At 44.3% G+C, this 18,976-nt stretch carries 15 protein-coding genes; all 15 read right to left on the reverse strand.

The genetic code is table 11. The features are described 5' to 3' along the window. Nucleotides 1-24: 24 nt before the first annotated feature. The 15 genes from V7D18_RS06750 to V7D18_RS06820 all read right to left on the reverse strand — a co-directional run bounded on the left by V7D18_RS06750 (nt 25) and on the right by V7D18_RS06820 (nt 18,975). Nucleotides 25-1,140, reverse strand: a complete 1,116-nt coding sequence (locus tag V7D18_RS06750) for a TRAP transporter substrate-binding protein (RefSeq protein WP_426152703.1) — start codon at nt 1,138-1,140, stop codon at nt 25-27. A 136-nt stretch (nt 1,141-1,276) separates the two neighbouring features. Further along, the gene (recQ, locus tag V7D18_RS06755) at nt 1,277-3,109 is read right to left on the reverse strand and encodes a DNA helicase RecQ (RefSeq protein WP_426152705.1); all 1,833 of its coding nucleotides are present in this window, start codon (nt 3,107-3,109) and stop codon (nt 1,277-1,279) included. Between the two features lie 593 nt (nt 3,110-3,702). After that, the gene (locus V7D18_RS06760; protein ID WP_426152707.1) at nt 3,703-5,703 is read right to left on the reverse strand and encodes a TIM-barrel domain-containing protein; all 2,001 of its coding nucleotides are present in this window, start codon (nt 5,701-5,703) and stop codon (nt 3,703-3,705) included. A 120-nt stretch (nt 5,704-5,823) separates the two neighbouring features. Continuing rightward, nucleotides 5,824-6,798, reverse strand: coding sequence for an AraC family transcriptional regulator (locus V7D18_RS06765; RefSeq protein WP_426152709.1), 975 nt, complete (start codon nt 6,796-6,798; stop codon nt 5,824-5,826). 65 nt (nt 6,799-6,863) lie between these two features. Next, entirely contained in the window at nt 6,864-9,632 is a 2,769-nt protein-coding gene (locus V7D18_RS06770; RefSeq protein WP_426152711.1) for a Spy0128 family protein, read from the reverse strand. Between the two features lie 30 nt (nt 9,633-9,662). Then, nucleotides 9,663-10,901, reverse strand: coding sequence for an ABC transporter substrate-binding protein (locus V7D18_RS06775; protein ID WP_426152713.1), 1,239 nt, complete (start codon nt 10,899-10,901; stop codon nt 9,663-9,665). Nucleotides 10,902-10,926: 25 nt separating this feature from the next. After that, nucleotides 10,927-11,496, reverse strand: a complete 570-nt coding sequence (locus V7D18_RS06780) for a hypothetical protein (RefSeq protein WP_426152715.1) — start codon at nt 11,494-11,496, stop codon at nt 10,927-10,929. Nucleotides 11,497-11,524: 28 nt separating this feature from the next. After that, complete coding sequence (locus V7D18_RS06785; RefSeq protein WP_426152716.1) at nt 11,525-12,073, reverse strand: TadE/TadG family type IV pilus assembly protein; 549 nt, start codon at nt 12,071-12,073, stop codon at nt 11,525-11,527. Nucleotides 12,074-12,095: 22 nt separating this feature from the next. Beyond that, nucleotides 12,096-12,617: a TadE family protein gene (locus V7D18_RS06790; protein WP_426152718.1), complete on the reverse strand. Its 522-nt coding sequence runs from the start codon at nt 12,615-12,617 to the stop codon at nt 12,096-12,098. After that, nucleotides 12,610-14,169, reverse strand: a complete 1,560-nt coding sequence (locus V7D18_RS06795; RefSeq protein WP_426152720.1) for a hypothetical protein — start codon at nt 14,167-14,169, stop codon at nt 12,610-12,612. Before V7D18_RS06795 ends, V7D18_RS06790 begins: the two co-directional genes overlap by 8 nt. Next, a complete protein-coding gene (locus V7D18_RS06800; protein ID WP_426152722.1) occupies nt 14,147-14,521 on the reverse strand; it encodes a DUF192 domain-containing protein in 375 nt (124 codons plus the stop codon). The genes V7D18_RS06795 and V7D18_RS06800 overlap by 23 nt, the downstream gene beginning before the upstream one ends. 2 nt (nt 14,522-14,523) lie before the next feature. Then, nucleotides 14,524-15,441: a type II secretion system F family protein gene (locus V7D18_RS06805; RefSeq protein WP_426152724.1), complete on the reverse strand. Its 918-nt coding sequence runs from the start codon at nt 15,439-15,441 to the stop codon at nt 14,524-14,526. 35 nt (nt 15,442-15,476) lie between these two features. Further along, nucleotides 15,477-16,412, reverse strand: a complete 936-nt coding sequence (locus V7D18_RS06810) for a type II secretion system F family protein (RefSeq protein ID WP_426152726.1) — start codon at nt 16,410-16,412, stop codon at nt 15,477-15,479. Nucleotides 16,413-16,416: 4 nt separating this feature from the next. Next, nucleotides 16,417-17,775, reverse strand: a complete 1,359-nt coding sequence (locus V7D18_RS06815) for a CpaF family protein (RefSeq protein ID WP_426152728.1) — start codon at nt 17,773-17,775, stop codon at nt 16,417-16,419. Between the two features lie 3 nt (nt 17,776-17,778). Next, nucleotides 17,779-18,975, reverse strand: a complete 1,197-nt coding sequence (locus tag V7D18_RS06820; RefSeq protein WP_426152730.1) for a P-loop NTPase — start codon at nt 18,973-18,975, stop codon at nt 17,779-17,781. Nucleotide 18,976: the final 1 nt, after the last annotated feature.

Below are 18,976 nucleotides of genomic sequence, written 5' to 3' on the forward strand. Positions count from 1 at the left end.
GGTGAAAATTTTCACCTGTTACTTTTACTTTTGGAGCTCAATAATTTCATATAACCATTGTTCAAGTCCAGGAGTAAAGCTGACCCGGACAATCTCTTCATCTTTTCTGGCTTCTGCCTCCTCTTCCGGAGTCATAGGAATAACAGTCACTCCCCGGTCAACCAGCTCTTTTTCCAGTCTCTTTTCTTCTGCCACAATTTCTGTTTTATTCCATTCTGAAGCCATTTGCCCGGCTTGTCTTAAGATATCCTGGTCCTCTTTGCTTAATGTGTTCCATTTTCTTTCTGACATCATAACTATCCCAGGACTAAAAACATGATTGCTTAGAAGATAATAAGGGGCAACCTCATAAAACCGGTTGGAAAGATATGCCGGTATGGGATTTTCCCCACCTTCCACATCGCCGCTTTCCAGTGCATGATACAAATCCTCATACCGCATGGGGATTGGCTGCGCTCCCAGTGCTGATATGGTATCCATCATAAGTACAGATTCGGGAACTCTGATCCTTTTGTTTTTAATATCAGCAAGACCACTAATTGGCTCTGTAGTAAATATATTTCTGGCACCTTCATCGGTGTAAAAAAGACCTACCATATTGGCGCCGATCTCCTGCCCCTCACTTAAAAATGCCCTGCCAAGATCTTCACTTTCTAAAACCTTCCACATTCCCTCCCTATCCTTGAAAATATAGGGAAGACCAAATAAATTCAACTTTTTAAACCCGTATCCGGTTAATGCATTCGTATTGGCACGGTATAGATCAAGCAGCCCATTCCCTGTCCTCAATGAATTGAGAGACGTTCTTTCATCTCCCAGAACAGCACCCGGATATATGTTAACTTTTATTCTTCCATTAGACAGTTCATATACGTATTGTGCAAACTTCTCGGCAACTCTGGTATCAATATTGCCCTCAGGGTTCACTTCACCATACTTCAGTACAATTTCCGGCTCTGACGGAGTCGCTCTTTGTGCTTGTGTAGTTGCAAGCGCTGCTTCCGCTGTCGCCTGTGCAGCTTCTGCTTCCTTTGTCTTTTGGGAAGCTTCGCTGCTTTCTTTTACAGCGATACCGGATCCGCAGCCGTTAAGACAGAGGATCATCGCAGTAATAAGCATTAAAGACAGTGGTTTTTTCATAAATTGCTCCTCCTGATTGTATCATAAAAGCATTCAAACATGATCAGTATTTTCTGTTTCATTATACCCAGAAATTTGTGTTTCAATAAAAAAATTCTGCCAGGAATCAGAACTGACATTTCCTGGCAGAATTTATTTATTCGATAATTTCTAAAAATCTTTCTCCATATTTTTCATATTTAAAAGCGCCCACACCGGATACCAGAAGCATCTCTTCCCGGCTTTTTGGTTTTTGTACAGACATATGTATCAGAGTTTTGTCGGAAAATACAATATAGGGCGGCACTTTCTCCTCTTTTGCTATTTTAAGACGAAGTGTTCTCAGCTTTTCAAACAGGGTTTCATCTGCCTTGGAAAGATCCAGTGCCGATGAACTGCTCTTCTTAGTCTTCCGGCTTCCCTTATCTTCCGTAACAGCCGCTTCCTCTTTTGCCATCTTCATCAGTATGGTTTCTTCTTCCTTTAAAACAGCACCTGCCTTTTTCGTCAGCTTTACAATGGCATATTCGTCATTGGTAACAGACAAATACTCATTTAAAAGAAGATGATTCATTACCTGCCTCAGTTTATAAACAGGAACCTTTGACAAAGCGGCGTAATGAGGATTCTCATTCATACGGTAATTCCTGATCTTAGCCGTATTGGCGCCATGCAAAGTATCCATAATCACGGCAGCACCATACCTCTGCCTGCTGGTTTCTGTACACCCGATGATGGCTGCTGCAATTTCTGTCACATCTACCGTTTCAAATCCGGTCAAACAATTGGAACAGTTCCCGCAGTAATTTTCCTTATATTCTCCAAAATAGCGAAGAATATAATCCCGCAGGCAGTCGTTTGTAAAACAGTAATAGGTCATTTTTTTCAGACGTTCTCTGTCCCGTTCTTCCACAAGCTTGCGGGTTATTGGATCCAGCTCCTGGTTATCCTGATTGCTGTCAATAAACATCTGATTGGTTATTACATCCTGGCCGCCATATAGAAGCAGGCATTCTCCCGGCTCCCCGTCTCTGGAACAGCGCCCCACTTCCTGATAATAGGATTCTAAATTTTTCGGCATATTATAATGAATGACATAGCGGACATTGGACTTATCAATGCCCATTCCAAACGCATTGGTAGCCACCATAATCAGATTTTTGTCATAAATGAAATCATCCTGATTCGTTCTGCGCTCTGCATCGCTTAACCCTGCATGATACCGGGTTGCAGAAAATCCCTCTTTATTTAATCTCCCGCAGACTTCCTCTACCATCTTTCTGGTAAGACAATAGATGATCCCGCATTGTCCCGGGTGTCTTTCCACAAAATTTTTCATCGTGGCATACTTGTCCTTTGGAGACTGCACACTTAAATACAGATTTGGCCTGTCATAGCCGGTTGATACAACAGCCGGATCCTGAAGCATTAAAATGTCAATAATATCCTCACGGACCTCCTTTGTCGCAGTTGCCGTAAATGCGCTGATAACCGGACGTCTGGGAAGTCTTTCAATAAAATCTACAATTTTTAAATAACTGGGTCTGAAATCCTGTCCCCACTGGGATACGCAATGAGCTTCGTCCACTGCCACCATGGAAATCCGGACGCTTAGGGAAAATTCCAAAAATTCTTCGGTCAAAAGCCGTTCCGGTGCAACATAAATAATGGGATATCGCCCTTCCCGTGCATAAGCGAGGGCTTTCAGATACTGACTTGCGGACAAAGAACTGTTAAGATATGCGGCGTGAATGCCTGCCTGATTGAGTGAAGCGACCTGATCTTTCATCAGGGAAATCAAAGGGGAAATAACTAAAGTAATTCCTTCCGTCATAAGAGCCGGAACCTGAAAGCAAAGAGACTTACCTGAACCAGTCGGCATAATCCCCAGGGCATCTCTCCCTGCCAGAATGCTGTCGATCAGTATTTCCTGCCCTTCCCGGAAACTGCCGTAACCGAAATAGTGCCTGAGTACTTGATATTTATCCATGTAACGTATGATTGTGCTCCTTTATCTTTATTTTTTTCATTATAACATCTTAAGCTAAGTTTTTCCAGATACCAGGTAATTAAATTTTGATTTGATTCATTTCTAACAAAAGAAAGAAGCAGAGAAATCACCTCCTCTGCCTCTTTCTTTTGTTGTTTTTCCGATCATTTTATAATGATTGAAATCACAGCTTTTCATACATCATTGTTTGAGATCTTTATAGTTCAACACGGAACTGTAAAAACTGTATCTTACACGATCAATGTCAGAACTATGTAACCAAAACCGAAAATCAGAAAAAAGCCCCCTAAAACTTTAATCATCTTTTTTGATTTGGCTGCCGGAAAAATTTCGAGAAATTTCTCATATGGCATTAACATCAAAAACAATCCGATTACTATAAATGCTATAGCAGTAAAAATCTTATCTCCTCCCCTCCTGTTTTTATTTGAATTGATTATACTACAAAAGATTGCGTTTTTTTCGTTCATGTAATATTTAGCACTCTACATGTAATTTTTGGTAAATTCAGAAGCCGTTTTCAGCCAGTTTTCATATTTTTATTGTTTATTAGGGGAATTTAGGGGTGGGTATTATATTTTTCCAATCAACTCTTTCTGCTTTCCGTCACGAAGGAAAACAGGAATCTGATCGATTTTAGCTGTCTGATGAACGATCTGCCCTCCTTCGTATACTGTTCCATCATAGATCAGGGTCCAGCCTGCTCCTTGTGGCAGATAGACCTCCCTTTCATATGTATTCTCATATAGGATGGGGGCCACCAGTATATCGGAACCAAGCATATACTGGCCGGTTAAATCCCAGCATCTCTCATCCCGGGGGAATTCATAGAACATGGTGCGCATGACAGGTTTGCCGGATTCATGGGCTTCGTTCATTAATGTTCGTAAATAGGGCCGCATCGCCTCTCTGAATTGAATGAATTTTTCTAAGATGGGCGTATTTTCATCTCCAAAACTCCATATCTCATTGTCCGCACCGGTTGGCATTGACGGTGTGCCATCTGCATGATTAACCGGCTTTGACGGTGACCGGTCTCCATGAAGGCGCATAACCGGGCAGAACGTCCCCCACTGGAACCAGCGTACGAACAGCTGCCGGAATAAAGGATCTGTGGGATCTCCTCCCATGAACCCTCCGATGTCAGTTGTCCACCAGGGGATCCCTGCAATTCCCATATTTAATCCTGCACAGACCTGCTCTCTTAAGGTCTTCCAGTCGCTGTGAATATCGCCGGACCATACCAGCGCGCCATATCGCTGACTGCCTGCCCAGGCACAGCGCAGCAGGTTAACCGCTGTATCCATGCCGGCAGCGATCTGTCCGTCATAGAAGGTTTTTGCATAAAGCTGTGGATAGATGTTACCGATCTGGTTAACCGGTCCCATATAGTAACGGTAATTATCATACTCATAGGTGGAAAATTCCGGTTCCGCCTCGTCAAGCCAGAAGGTTTTAATCCCATAGTCATAATAATTCTTTCTGCATAAATTCCAGACATAATCTCTTGCTTTTGGATTCGTAGCATCAAAGAAGGCGTTCTCTCCCTGAAACCGCATTGCTATGGGAACTCCCCGTTCTGATTTTACCAGAAGCCCTTTCTGTTTCATTTCCTCATAATTTTCACTGGTTAAATTCACCTGGGGCCAGACGGAAACCATCAGTTCCATTCCATATTTATTCAGTTCCTCAACCATTGCTTTGGGATCTGGAAAATCATTTTCATCAAAGCGGTAGTCACCGCATTTGGGCCAGTGGTAGAAATCAATTACGATCACGTCCACCGGAATTCCTCTTTTATGATATTCTCTGGCAACGTTTAAAAGCTCTTCCTGATTCCAGTATCTTAACTTGCACTGCCAGAATCCCAGACCATGCTCCGGCATTGGAGGAGGTGTTCCGGTGGCTTTTGCATAGGCCCCCACGATCTCTTCCGGAGTATCTCCTGCAGTGATCCAGTAATCCATCTGTTTCGTGCTCTGTGCATACCACTGGGTAATATTTTTCCCAAAGGAAGCCGTTCCGACTGCAGGATTGTGCCAGAAAAAGCCATACCCTTTATCCGACAGTACAAACGGAACGGAGGCCTGGGAGTTTCTGTGGGCAAGTTCTAAAATGCAGTTTTTAATATTTAAAACTTCCTGCTGATACTGTCCCATGCCGTACAGCCGTTCCGACTGGTCTGAGGCAAATGTGACCATCAGCTCATAATCCCCTCCCAGCCTGGATTTGAAATCTCTGGTCTTTTTATTGAGGGCTCCCCCGGCTCTTTCTTCTTCCAGCAGAAGCTCCCCTTTCTGGTTAAAAAAGCTTACCCTGCATCGTTTGTGCCAGTCATCCACAGATAAAACTGCTGTGATTGTTCCGTTGGTGATCTCTCCGTTAAACCCATCTTTTATTATGATCTCAGCTGGCTTAAACGGTGCGGGAAGAAGGGCGTAATCCGTATCTTTGATTTCCCCCATCATCACAGCCCTGACCCGCAGGGAATTTTCACCCCACGGTTCAATACGGAGGGTTTCCCCGTCATTTTCAAAAATAATAGCTCCCTGGTCCTCTCTGATATAATTCATGCTTTGTTTTACCCCTTTCCTTTGAACTCATGCTATTATTTTAGTTGTATGTACATAAAGTTACCCTGTTTTTATTGACCTCTTTTATTAAAAAAATAACTTTATGGGGGCGCGGCCTGATTAAATATTGATTTCACTCCGGTATTTTGTAGGAATCATATGATAATGCTTTTTAAAACTGACTGTAAAGTAATTGGAATTGGAAAAACCGGTACGGAAAGCGATCTCTTCCATACCCAGATGAGTGGTACGCACCAGATATTCAGCTTCCCGCAGCCTTATGTTGGTCAGGTACTCATGAAAAGTCATGTGAAATGCAAGTTTAAAGTAGCGGCAAAAATATCCCCTGCTCATGGAAACGTGCTTTGCCGCATCACAAAGTTCGATTCTGTTGGTATAATTTTCTGTTATGTAATGATTAATATCTTTCATGAACAATCCGATTCTCGCATCGGTCTGCTCCGGGGTCTGTGACACTTTTCCGCTTTTTACCACTTCATAGAAGAACTCCAGTATCCTGGCTTTCAGAAGCAGTTCAAATCCCTTTCCGCCATTTTCATAAACGCCGTATGCATCATTTAACAGATGAAACAGTCTTTCACACTCCTGCTGCTCAGATGACAGAAAGATATAAGGTCCGGTTGTTACGGAAAACAGTGGATCAATGTAGTTCTGCCTGATGACATCATTTTCCATACTCCCCACAAACTCGTAGCTGAATAATACGGTCCGGTAAATAAGGTCTTCTTTTAAACAGTCATTGGAGCCGTGAATTCTGTCCGGCCGGATTAACAGAACATCTCCCTTACTGACCTGAATCTCTTCATTTTCTATGCTGATTCTGGCCGTTCCTTTGCATACCCAGAACAGTTCCAGTTCCCTGTGACAGTGAAAATATAAGGGGGGTTCCTGTCCCAGCCCCACCAGACCTCCGAAATTTGCTCCATTCATAAAAAAGGTGTGAAAAGTCTTTCCTTCTTTCAGTCTGATGTCTGTTTCATGGGTGCTGAAAGGGAAAAATGCGTTTCCGTGCTGGATTGGTTCTTTATATTTTGATCTTCTTGCTGATTCCATGGGATCCATCTGGCTTGTCACACCCTTTCCTGTTTTATAAATGCTTCAATAGATTTTAAATAATTATAACATATCTTTTTGGTGTATTACCAGATCCCTCCGCGGATCTTATAGGTATTATAAAAGGTCTTATCATCTGGATACTCCACTGTTGTGACTAAATTTCCCGTACCATCATCTTCTACCAGTACTGTAACATTTATCGTTTTGCTGTCATAGTTCATATACGGGATGGGATCAGAAGGTTTTATTTCCCTGATCTGATACGTATGCTCACCCGGTTGATCATAGGATTCCATAAAGCTGACAGTGCCATCCGCCTTATTTTCAGTTTTTTGTACGTCACCGGTCTCCATATCCTTCAGTTCAAATTCAAACAGTCCGGCCGTGAGCTGCATTCCGGTCACAACCTTTTTTACTTCAATGGTTGCCGATTCCGTCTGGTAAGTAAAACTATTCTTAAATACCTGATCGGGCCAATAGGAAACCTCTGCCTTCAGTTTTCCGCTGTTGTCCGTCACCACGACCTTAGCCGTGACGGTTTTTAAATCATAGGTAATATTGGGATCTGCAGGAATGGGAACAGACTCCCGGATCAGATACGTGTAGGTTCCTTCTTTTGTAAATGTCAACGGAGAAAAACTGATTTTTCCGGAACCATCATTTGGCACTGTCTCCACTCCCTCATTGTTTCCGTTAAGAAGACGGAACTGGAACATTCCTTTCTTCAGGGTTCGTCCCAAAAGCTTTTTTTGAGCATTCAGGCTGACAGATACCGGCTGGGGCTCATAATGGTTGACAAAGGATACATCAGCCGGATAACGGACCTGGACTTTTAGTTCATCCCCGGATCTTTCGGCCTCTGCCTCTACCTGAATCGTCTTTGTATCGTATACCATGCCCGGTATTTTCTCCTTTGGAATGATCTCTTTTACATGGAAGAGAAAAATCCCCGGTTTACTCATCTTTACTTCCGGAAACGTAATATTGCCTTCTGCATCATTAAAAACCGTTGCGACAGGAATTTCGTTTCCGTCCTGTACCCTGCTGATCTCAAACTGGAAACTTCCGGCTTCCAGTGTCTTTCCTGTCAGAACCTTTTTTAAACGGATTTCAGCCTGGACCGCATCTGGTTCAACAACCTGGACCACCGGCTTATTGTAACTATACTCAGCCTTACCGCTTTTGCCGTATGAATACGTAAGACCAGCCTCTGAATTGGAGTAAAATCCGGGCATTCCCGAACTGGTACTGTTGCCTGGATAATCCGTGCCGGAATCTCCTGTATGGAGATAGCTTTGGTTTGTATCATAATAATCCAGAGCTTTGTCGGAGGCGCGGACATTAAAAGACACGACATAACGGCTGGCCGGCAATGTAGCGCTTAACAGCTTTATATTAATCCCTGCATTTTCAAAACCTGCCGTATAATCGCTGCCGACTGACAGATATTCCGGCTGTGTGCTGCCAGTCTGACGCATCACCTTTAGGTCTCCCATATAATCAACGTACTCAGAAAGCCGGTCACTGATTGTCACATTGTAAAACGAATTGCTGATCTGAGACAAGAACCGGTTAAATGCGTTGTTTATTTGTTCCGCACTGGCCGCCTGAACCATGTATTTTTCAATATTGGTGTTTACCATCTGGGTAATGGTCTGCAGCGTCGATGCACCTCCGGTACTGCTTCCCATAAAAATAGAATAAAACCGGTCAACTCCCTGCATCTGTCTGGCTGCATCAGCAGCATAAACAGTTCCCACCTCTGTATAAACAGAGTAGCCGAGTGCCTGTGCAGCAGGCGTTGCCGCCGTAGGCTGCCCGTCGGTAATGAAAAACACGACCTGCTCGGCTCCCGGTGAAGACAACCCACCGATCAGTTCAGACGCCTGATTCATGGACTGGTAATAATTTGTACCGCCTTGTGCCCCTCCCGGAAGAGCCAGGGAATTTACAGTCTGAAGCAAGCTGTCCCTGTCTGTGCTTCCTGAAACGACAAGGTCGGAATTTGTTCCGAAGGTGATGATGGAAAAGCGGTTATCCGGATTTTCTGCAAGAACCGATACCGCATTGTATACCGTCTGTTTCATGACCTGGAACCTGGATGCACCTCCCATTGATTCTTCCATGGAATTGCTGACATCCAATACAAAAATAATATCCGATTTCCTGGCCTCCTCTTCCCTGCTGGTAGTTAAGTCCAGATAAATCCGGTAATCATTCACTCCATGAGCGTCCGTATCCGGATTTCCGGCACCGTCGCCCAGATAATCAATCACTTTCTTATGTTCCGGCTCCGGCACCTCTTCTGGCGGAACCTCATCGATATCCGGATTATACCTGAAATGCAGGGTAACTTTGACTTCGGCAGCATTCCCGCTGATTGAAATCCAGTTATAGGCCTGGGTTACAAATGGATTGGAAGCATTTCCGGTTCCATTATAGGTATAGGCGCTTACGTTATTGCCGTATTCTACGGAAACAAGACTCAGATGAGAATCGGTATATCCGTTTGCTCCGAACCAGACCGTATTGCCGTTTGTGTTTGATGATTTTGCGGGGAATTTTACGGTTGATGTGAACCCGTTTTTTATAGTTACTACTCCTGTTTCATATCCGGATGGATAATAAGCCGGATAGTTACTGGTTTTTGACATCTGATATATCCGTTTTGCATCATATTTCGAATTTATCTGTCCGGCCTGCTGCGGATAATCAGACGAATTATCAATAACAGTAGTTACATTAATCGTCAAGGGCTGGACGGAAGCTGCCAGGACATTTGCAGGATAAAGAAACAGCCCAAAAAGTGCCAGCAACATGACCGGCAACCCTTTTTTTATTATTTTAAACATTGCTTTTACCTCCACACACGACTTCTCCGGCTAATCCTTCAGCTTTTTGATCCAATCTGTCAAAAAGCCTTCCGGATCCGTTACTTCGCCTGAAAATATAAGATCTAATTTCTCCGCACATAACGTTCTCTCTTCCTGAGACATGGTCTGATAAAATGGGAAATGCACTTCCTTTTTCCCGCTTATCAGTTCGTAGGCCTGCCTGATTTCTTTATCATCCGGCTTTAAGCCCCTTACAGCCGGAATCATCCCAAACTCCGCTGAAAATGCCAGCTGGTTTTCCCGGGTAAGGAAATAGGAAAGAAAATTTTTGGCTTCCTTCACTGATTTCCCCTTTTTTGCAGCCCCGAACATATGATTTGCCTTCCAGACTCCTGCTTTCGTGTAATCCTCTCCCGGCAGCATGAACCACCCAAAAGAAGATGACATGCTGTTTAACGCATCAATATCCTCTGTGGTGCCGCAGATCATGGCGTATTTGTTCTGTGCAAAATTTTCCAACAGAGCCTGATGCCCTTTCACACAGATTTCCTTATCCAGGGACAATTCCATAGCGAGTCCAAGCAGGTCATAATAGCCGGTATTTTTATCCAGCAGCTTTTTAAAATCCTGTTTCTCTGCCTTTTTGCCATCAAGGCTCTTTCCGTTAGCCAGGATCCCGGCCGCAAAATCAAATGAATCAAACATCCCCTCCTCTGTCAGCGACATGGCAAACGGCTGGCAGGAAGACTGTTTTAAAATAGCACAGTTTGTCACAAAATCAGAAAGTGTTTCAGGAATAACAAGCTGATTCTGTTCATAAATATCTTTATTGTAAAAAATCACAGGAAGACTGCCGGCTGCAGGCAGGGCATAAGCGGTCTCTTTTCCTGCACTGTTTATAAGAAATTCCTCTTCACTGCCTGCAGGGATGAGATCTGCATAGGTCAGCGCCTCAAGCTTTTTACTGTTTATAAACTCAGCCAGACTTTCAGGAGGAATGGCAAAAACATCTGCAGTTTCATTCTCTGAAGCAGCTTTAAACCACTCCTCAGTATAAGTTTCATAGGGAACCAGCCTGATATTTATTTTTACTCCTTCATGCTCCTTCGCATAATCCGATGCGATTTTCTCATAAAAATCTTCATGTCCAGTGTCCCAATGCCAAAATGTAAGTGTACACTCCCTGACTGGATCCTTTTTAAAAATAAAGCCGTTCTTTTTGCAGGCAGTGAGAGTACAAGCCGCTGCCAGCAGAAAAACGGCCGCTGAAAAGACCTTCTTTTGCATTTTAAGTTACCTCATATTTTATCCGTTACCAGTCAGCCGGTATATCCCCGCTGTCATAATCGCAGCTTCCGTCAGGCTGGCTGGTATAAGAACCATTGTAGCTGGAAACCGGTAAAGCAGGGTGCCATATGACATCTGAAATCCCTTCTCCGTATGTTTCCCCTCCGTCAAAATAAACGGTAATGGTCGTCGTATCAGCTCCGAAAATCTTCAAAAATGTATAAGAATATTCTTCGCTGAGCTGTGTCCGTATTTTGTAATACCGGTAATTGGTTTCCGGCGCTTCTTCTTTAAAATAAACCTTCACCGTTCCATCAAAATCATTCCTTCTTATAGCATCTTCTATCATGGTAAAGCTGTCCTTCCCCGGATTATCGGAATACCTTATTGAATCCTGGAACGTAAACCTGTCTTCTTTCACAAGCTGGCATAAATTCATCAGTGCATTGCGCTTTAAATAAATGAGTCCCAGATCCATCGATATCCCGATAAAAAAAATCAGGACAGTCAGGCTGCCGGCGAAAAGCAGCAGAATATTTCCATCTTCCCGGCCAAAACAGGCAAACTTCTTTTTCCACCTGGTTTTACATTTCATGCTTTCCTCCCTTTTTTGTTACCCAAATCTACTCAGATCTGTGCTGGGTGGATACGACCCGGCTGCAGCTTAATTTTTTTTCCTTTGTCACCCTGGATCCGAAAACCTGCCGCCCCAGAAAGGTAAGGGGGTATATATCGTAGGACAGGGTTGCTTTTAAATCCATATAGCGGGTCCGGCTGATTGCCGTTACGGTATCGCCCGGTGTCCGCCCCGGCACCGAAAAGGATTTTTCTTCATTTTTCATTACCGCCTGTGCATCACTGACTGTTAGATTCTCCGATAAAAAGCCCCAAAAACTGGCCTCTTTTATTCTTTCCACCAAGGGGTCTGACACCGTATTTCCGCTGTAGACAACACTGGACGGGCAGGTATCTAACGGATCCGAATCCCCGAAATCCGATGCCTGGACGGACCAGCTGGAATACTGGTAACTCTGATCGAAAACAGTCTGCTGGTATGTCATCCAGCCAATTTCGATTATGAATAGAATGATTATAATAAAAATCGGAAACACCAGTGCAAATTCTACCATTCCCTGTCCTTTATCCTGTTTCAGAGCAAAAAAACATTTCATAAATCATCCTCCTCCCGTCATGCTACGGAGTATAGCCGTTTATATAAATATTACGGGAATAGACAGGTGTTTTCACTTTATATGTATTCCCCAGAAAGAACGTTCCCCAAAAGGTTACTGCAGAACGTTCATAAGAAAGCTGCAGCTGTACTTCGGAATACTCATAACTGCCGGGGCGCACTTCAAACTGGCTGCCAAAGTCAGACGGATTGGCCCGGTCACTGGAATAAACGTAATAACTGTAATCGTTCTTTTGACTGCTCCCCGCATTCAGTTCCTCTATATTAACCTTTGAAGGATCCAGCCGTTCCGTAAAATTCTCGGTGATGATCTGTGTCACCTTGCCGCTCACCGTTCCTGAAGAAATATCAGAATAGTCCAAACGGCTGATACATTCGCTGGCAGCACTGCTTAATGTCATCTTCGTATTCATGCAGATAAAGAAATCCACAGGAGCAGTAAAGAGCAGCACTATAATAGGCAGAATCAGGGCAAATTCCAGGATTGACTGCCCGTTTTCATCCTTACCTTTAAAGTCAGCCAATGTTCTTTACCTCCCTGGTCTTCTCGGCATATTCTCCTTCCATCACAGAGAACAATCCCCTGGCTTTCTGCATGGCTTTGTCACAGGTAAACAGCTCCGGATCAGAAGACTCCTTTTCTGCGCTGACAGATGGCTGCTTTTCCGGCAGCACAGCCCTTTTCTCCCGTTCCACAGGTAAGGAAACCTTTTTCTGCAGCTCCATTCCTTTCTCCAGCTGCAAATTTCTGGATTTCAGCTCCTCAATCTGGGCCAGCAGGCCTCTCTGGATATCCAGCAGTTCCACATTCTGAAGCTTAAGAGCTGCCTGTTCCCCAATTGCTTTTTTAAGGGTATCCCGCTCCTGCGTCGTACGCTCCATGTATAGGTTCATGCTTTCAGACTGAGTTTCCATCTGTTCCATAATCATCTGAATTGTTTCTTTTAAGGAATCTATGGTATCTTTTAACTTTTGATTTTCCTGACGGGTCAGTATGGCCCCCTGCTCCTGCACCTGGTAATGTTTTAAAAGCATGTCCTTTTCTTCAATCTGCTGCTCCTGCCTTTTTATCCGGGATGAGTTTTCCTCGTAATTCTTATATAAAACGTCAACCTTTTCTTCCAGTTCTCTTTTATAGTTCTCCTGTTCTTCATACTGATTTTTTAATTCATTAAGCTTCTTTTCCCATTTTTCCTTTTCAGCCGTCAAAGCCTGCTGCTCCAGTTTTTCACGTTCAGCAATCAAAGCCTGGTGTTCTGATCTCTCCTTTTCAGCTGACAAAATCTGCTGTTCCAGCTTTTCCCGTTCAACAATCAGAGCCTGCTGCTCCCATTTTCCCCTTTCAGTCATCAGGTTTTGCTGCTCCTGCTCTTCCTTTCGGGCCTGGCGTTCCTGCTCCAGAGCTATGGTGTTTTCTTCCAGTTTCACAAGAAGCATTTCATATTTTTGCTCCGCTTCTTCCTTCTGCTTAAGCAATTCTTCCATTTCCGGCTGAGGCAGCCCCAGGGAAACCTTCAACAGGTTTTCCTCCATATCCTTCATCTTTGTCTGCAGAGCCTCATAATCCCGCTGATAGTCTGATAATTGTCTGTTCAGCCGGATAATATCCTGTTCTTTTTGGGAGATCTCTTCTTCATACATTTCTTTCTGCAGCTGCATTTCTTCATAACCGGAACTCTGGTTCTCCCATTCTTCCAATTTTGCTGCTGACAGCCTGGCTTCCTGCATAGCCCTTTCCTTTAGTGCGATTGCGTCGGAAAGCTTTTCTTCTGCTGTGTTTAATTGCTCCCGCAGCACCTGGCATTCCTGGGTTACACTGACTTTTTCAGCAGTCAGCTCACGGATCTGCTGCTCCAGCTGCATCTTTATCAGCATCAGATTATTTCTCATTTCCAAAGCATATTCTTCCACACTCTTTTTGGTATACCCTCCGACTACCGTTGTCTGGAGCTTGGCAGCAAGCTCGGTCTGCATGTTCTTGCCTGTAAAACCTTCCATGCCGTCAGGAAGCATGCCCCCCATCTGTCCGCCGTTTCCTGCTTCCTGTCCGAAATCATTTACCTGATTGTAATTCATCTTGTGACCTCCTTTCTTCAATAAAACTGATAAACAGCTGTTTTTCGGTCTTTAATTTTCTTGCAGCGCCTTTATTTAATTCTAATATCTTTCTGGTTCCTTTTACAAAACTTCCCATCCGCCAGGGATAAACTGTTTCCCTTTTTAAAACCTTATTAACATGGTCCAGATATACCACATCGATGGGAAAACGCATGAAGCATGTATGGATACGGGAGCAGGGATCTAAAAGCAGGGCACTGCCCTCATGCAATTCCCTGCAAAACATCAGCCCCAGCAGTCTTTTTATGAAGGTATCGGCAATTTCCGCCTGAACCTCAAAACCATTTTCCCCTTCTATATGAACTATCATAATTACATACCTCCAAACATTTCCATAATTGACATGACTGCCGGTCCCAAAAGTACAATAAAAATGACAGGAAATATAAACAGAACCATGGGCAGCAAAATCTTAACAGATAATTTCTGCGCCTTTTCCTCTACATTCTGTCTATGGGTCTGCCGGATGGCAGACGCCTGTATGGACAGGATATTCTGCATGGAGGAGCCCATTTCATCGGCCTGGATCACAGCAGTGACAAAGGTCCGGATTTCCATATTATCACACCGTTCTGCAAAGCTGCTCAGAGCCTCCTTGCGCCTGCGGCCCAGGGAAATTTCCCTCTGAGTCACATCCAGTTCGTCGATGAGGGCTCCCCTGGATTTCTCTACCACATATCCCAGGGCCTGGTCAAAACCCAGTCCCGCCGAAACACTGACACTTAATAAATCCATCATTTCCGGAAGCTGGTGATATAGTTCTGCTTTTCGTTGTTTTATTTTGCTTTTTAAATGAAAGCGGCTTAAAACTATTCCGGCATAAAGCCCCAGTGCACCATAAAGGACAGACTGCAGAAAACCTCCTGTCCTACCGTACAGAACGCCGAGTACAATGCATACTGCCGTAAAAAAGGCTACCGATGCGCTATAGTTTTGAGATTTCATATGAATGCCGGCCTGTTTAAGCTGCTGCTCCATTCTCTCCAGAGCCGCAGGATTTTTAGGCGCAAATACGGAAAAAATGGTAAGGATGCGGTTAAAAACCGGTCTCATGATCCGGTCTATGATCGATACATCCAGTTCCCCTGTTTCCCGTTGCCGTTTTCCCATATCTTCCACGGATTTTAAGCGTTCATTCAAAGCAAGGGTTTTAGAAAAAGCAGCGGAAAAACAAAGATCCACAAAAAAATAAGCAAACACTGCGCCGGCTATGGCTGTCAGAAATATCATCTTCTCTTCTCCTGTCTGAATGTCCTATGGTTTCATTAAAACTTAATATTTACGATTTTATTGATAATTAAGAAGCCAAAAATCTCCATACTTCCGCCAAGCACCAGCAGGAGGCGTCCCGGAAGAGACGAAAACAGCGGCGAAATATACCCTGGATTGGCAAATGAAAGAGCAAGAAGCAGCAGGACCGGAAGCGCTCCAATCACCTGTCCGGTGATCCTTCCCTGAGCGGTCAGTGTCTTTATGGAACGCTTGATTGTCAGTCTGTCCCGTATGGTCTGGGAAATGATATCCAGTATTTCTGCCAGATTTCCGCCCACCCTCTGCTGTATCACAACAGCTGTAGTAAGCAGCTTTAAATCATCGCTTTCCATTCGATCAGCTACTATCAGAAAAGACTGTTCCAGTTCCCCTCCCAGCTTAAGCTCCCTGACGATTGTGTTCAGTTCACCGCCAATGGGATTGGCTAAATCTCCGGAAACATTCTCCAGTGCCTGCTCAAAAGAAAAACCGGCTCTCAGACCATTAGAAAGCACCATCAGCGCATCCCCTAACTGAGCCTCAAACAGGGAGCGCTGTTTCGCAGCAGCCATTTTCAGAAAAAACGGAGGAACAACCAGTCCTATGAGGAAAAGCCCCATACACTGAACCAAATCCGGGGCAAATGCAAATAAAAGCATGGCCGGTGCAAAAATAAGAAGAAACCAGATCATGATAAACTCCTCCGGACGCAGCTTGACTCCGGATAAGCTGACTTCTTCCTTCAGCTTTTTTGAAATATGTATAAAACGCAAAAGCTGTCTGTCCTTTTTTTCTTCTCCATTCGCCAACAACGCTGTTTCTTTTTTCACCTGGCTTATATCTCTTAACCGCTCATTGATCTGCAGCTGCTTTTTTAACAGAAATTCCAGAATTATTTCTATGGCACAATAGCTAAATAACGCCGCAGAAGCCAGACACACCATTTTCATGTTGTCACCTTCTTTCCGCAAGGAACCAGTCATCCCTGCAATATCCTCCATTATCCCTGATCTTATCCAGAATCTTTGGATGGATTCCTGTAGGTTCAAACTTCCCTGCAATTTTTCCGTTTCCATCCGTACCGTTCTGGCGGAAACTGAAAATATCCTGCATGGTAACGGTATCACCTTCCATTCCCACCACCTCAGATATGTTGACAATCTTTCTGCTTCCATCCCGTAAACGGGACTGATGTACGATTAAGTCAATGGCAGAGGTGATCTGCTCTCTGATGGCTTTTGCAGGCAATTCCATTCCTGACATCAAAACCATTGTTTCCAGACGGGATATTACATCTCTGGAAGAATTTGCATGTACCGTAGTCAGAGAACCGTCATGACCTGTATTCATGGCCTGCAGCATATCCAGAGTCTCTCCGGACCGGACCTCTCCTACAATAATCCGGTCCGGACGCATTCTAAGTGCATTCTTCACCAGATCACGGATTGAAACAATCCCTTTTCCTTCGATATTGCTTGGACGGCCTTCCAGAGTGACCACATGATCCTGTTTCAGCTGGAGCTCGGCCGCGTCCTCTATGGTCACGATTCTTTCACTGTCCGGAATATACCCTGATAATACATTTAACAGCGTGGTTTTACCTGAACCGGTTCCCCCGGAAACAATGATATTGCAGCGTCCTTTTACTGCTGCCTCCAGAAATCCTGCCATCTGGGAAGATAATGAGCCGTATCCAATTAAGTCTCCGATCTTAAGCGGTGTGGAAGAAAATTTTCTGATTGTGATGGAGGGACCTTTTAAAGCAATGGGCGGAATAATGGCATTTACACGGGAACCATCTGCCAGACGGGCATCCACCATGGGGGTGGCTTCATCACAGCGCCTGCCCACGGATGAAACGATCCGGTTGATTACCTTTAATACATGGGCATCATCCCGGAAGCTGGCGGCTGTCTGTTCCAGTCTGCCTCCCCGCTCTATGTAAATCTGTCTTGCACTGTTCACCATGATTTCAGAAATAGAATCATCCCGCAGCAGTGGCTCTAAGGGGCCCAGTCCCATGACATCGTCGTAAATTTCCTGAGCGAGCTTTGATTCTTCCAGACGGGTCAGGCTCTCCTCCTGTCTGGCAATGGCCTGATGGATGATTTCCATAACATCAATGAATTTCCCATTGATGCCGTCCGAGAAGCGGTCATTGTATTCCCGTATTACCTCCTGGTGAACCGTCTGCTTTAATTTGTCATAATTTTTATCCGCTCTGTTTCCCGGCTCGGCGTTTGAAACGCTGAACACCTTTGAAACAGAATGGTCTGCTTCCTTTGGCTGACCCAGACGAGATACCCACTCCATGGCTTATCCAGTCTCCTTTCCTTTTTGAAGAAATGATATCCGTTTCTTTTTCCTGCTTTTCACATTTCTGTAACCTTCGTTCATTCCTTCCAGCCGTTCTGCTATATTGGAAATTTCCTTACAGATTTTACTTTTCGGATACGACAGTACAAGCGGCTGACCCTGATTTGCCGCTGCCACCGCTGATTTTTCATCATAGGGTATGGAACCCCACACCGGCATGCCAAGTACACGGGAAACATCGTTGTCTGAAATTCCGTATCCATAGCATTTTCCTACAATCAGTTTAATCTTTTGTTTATCCGTCAGTTCGGCAAGCACCTGCAGACTTTTCTTCGCATTATGAAGCGCAGGCACATCTTTTCCTGTTACAAATAAAACAGCTGAGGCACAGTCAATGCAGCAGGCCGAAGTATCATCAAACCCCGAGACTGCGTCCACAATAACATAGTCATAGTAAACCCGCAAAGCCGCAATGATACTTTCGACCTGCCTGGCAGTGATGGAGGCTCCATATTCCGGGCTGTGGGGATTGGGAAGGAAGTTCACTCCGGAAAGATGGAGAGACAAAAACTGCCGTATCGTATCCACGTTGGGATTACTCTGTTCCTGGATCAGTTCCAGAATGGTATTTCTCGGATTCATACCCAGCAGAATACCAACGTCTCCGGACTGAAAATCATAATCCAGAATAACCACCTTATTATTTTTCTGAGCCAGCTTTATTGACATATTTACTGCCAGAGTTGTCTTTCCCACTCCGGCCTTTGGACCGAATACCATAATTACTTTTGATTTGGAAGATTTGGCTCCCGTATTTTCCAGTGCCAGAATTCGGTTTGATTCATTGCTGTAAATTCCCTTTAATTCTGCTATCAGATTAATGGGTTCTATATTTTCAGGCAGAATGTAGTGGACTCCGGACTGCAGGATCTTATACATCAGATCGCTGTCTTCCAGATCTGAAAGCACAATCGGAACAGAGCGGGGGCGCAGCAGATAAATCTGCTGGCAGGACCGCAGGGCCATGGGTGAAGTATCCGTAATCAGAATCAGATCCGGCATGGTCCTGTTTATCTCATTTAGTACCTGGTTCTCATCCACCACATATCCGACTATGGTAATTTCATCGTCTTTTATGTGCGTTTTGATCTGTGAACATTTCTCCGGTATTCCCAGGAGCAGAATTTTAATTTTCACA

The organism is Lacrimispora sp. 38-1 (genome assembly GCF_049890855.1).
GTDB lineage: Bacteria > Bacillota > Clostridia > Lachnospirales > Lachnospiraceae > Lacrimispora.

Excerpts from the sequence above, each read along its gene's own strand:
- recQ (WP_426152705.1), bottom strand. The coding sequence starts at position 3,109 with ATGGATAAATATCAAGTACTCAGGCACTATTTCGGTTACGGCAGTTTC.
- V7D18_RS06770 (WP_426152711.1), bottom strand. The coding sequence starts at position 9,632 with ATGTTTAAAATAATAAAAAAAGGGTTGCCGGTCATGTTGCTGGCACTT.
- V7D18_RS06760 (WP_426152707.1), bottom strand. The coding sequence starts at position 5,703 with ATGAATTATATCAGAGAGGACCAGGGAGCTATTATTTTTGAAAATGAC.
- V7D18_RS06785 (WP_426152716.1), bottom strand. The coding sequence starts at position 12,073 with ATGAAATGTTTTTTTGCTCTGAAACAGGATAAAGGACAGGGAATGGTA.
- V7D18_RS06780 (WP_426152715.1), bottom strand. The coding sequence starts at position 11,496 with ATGAAATGTAAAACCAGGTGGAAAAAGAAGTTTGCCTGTTTTGGCCGG.
- V7D18_RS06805 (WP_426152724.1), bottom strand. The coding sequence starts at position 15,441 with ATGATATTTCTGACAGCCATAGCCGGCGCAGTGTTTGCTTATTTTTTT.
- V7D18_RS06810 (WP_426152726.1), bottom strand. The coding sequence starts at position 16,412 with ATGAAAATGGTGTGTCTGGCTTCTGCGGCGTTATTTAGCTATTGTGCC.
- V7D18_RS06795 (WP_426152720.1), bottom strand. The coding sequence starts at position 14,169 with ATGAATTACAATCAGGTAAATGATTTCGGACAGGAAGCAGGAAACGGC.
- V7D18_RS06800 (WP_426152722.1), bottom strand. The coding sequence starts at position 14,521 with ATGATAGTTCATATAGAAGGGGAAAATGGTTTTGAGGTTCAGGCGGAA.
- V7D18_RS06815 (WP_426152728.1), bottom strand. The coding sequence starts at position 17,775 with ATGGAGTGGGTATCTCGTCTGGGTCAGCCAAAGGAAGCAGACCATTCT.
- V7D18_RS06775 (WP_426152713.1), bottom strand. The coding sequence starts at position 10,901 with ATGCAAAAGAAGGTCTTTTCAGCGGCCGTTTTTCTGCTGGCAGCGGCT.
- V7D18_RS06750 (WP_426152703.1), bottom strand. The coding sequence starts at position 1,140 with ATGAAAAAACCACTGTCTTTAATGCTTATTACTGCGATGATCCTCTGT.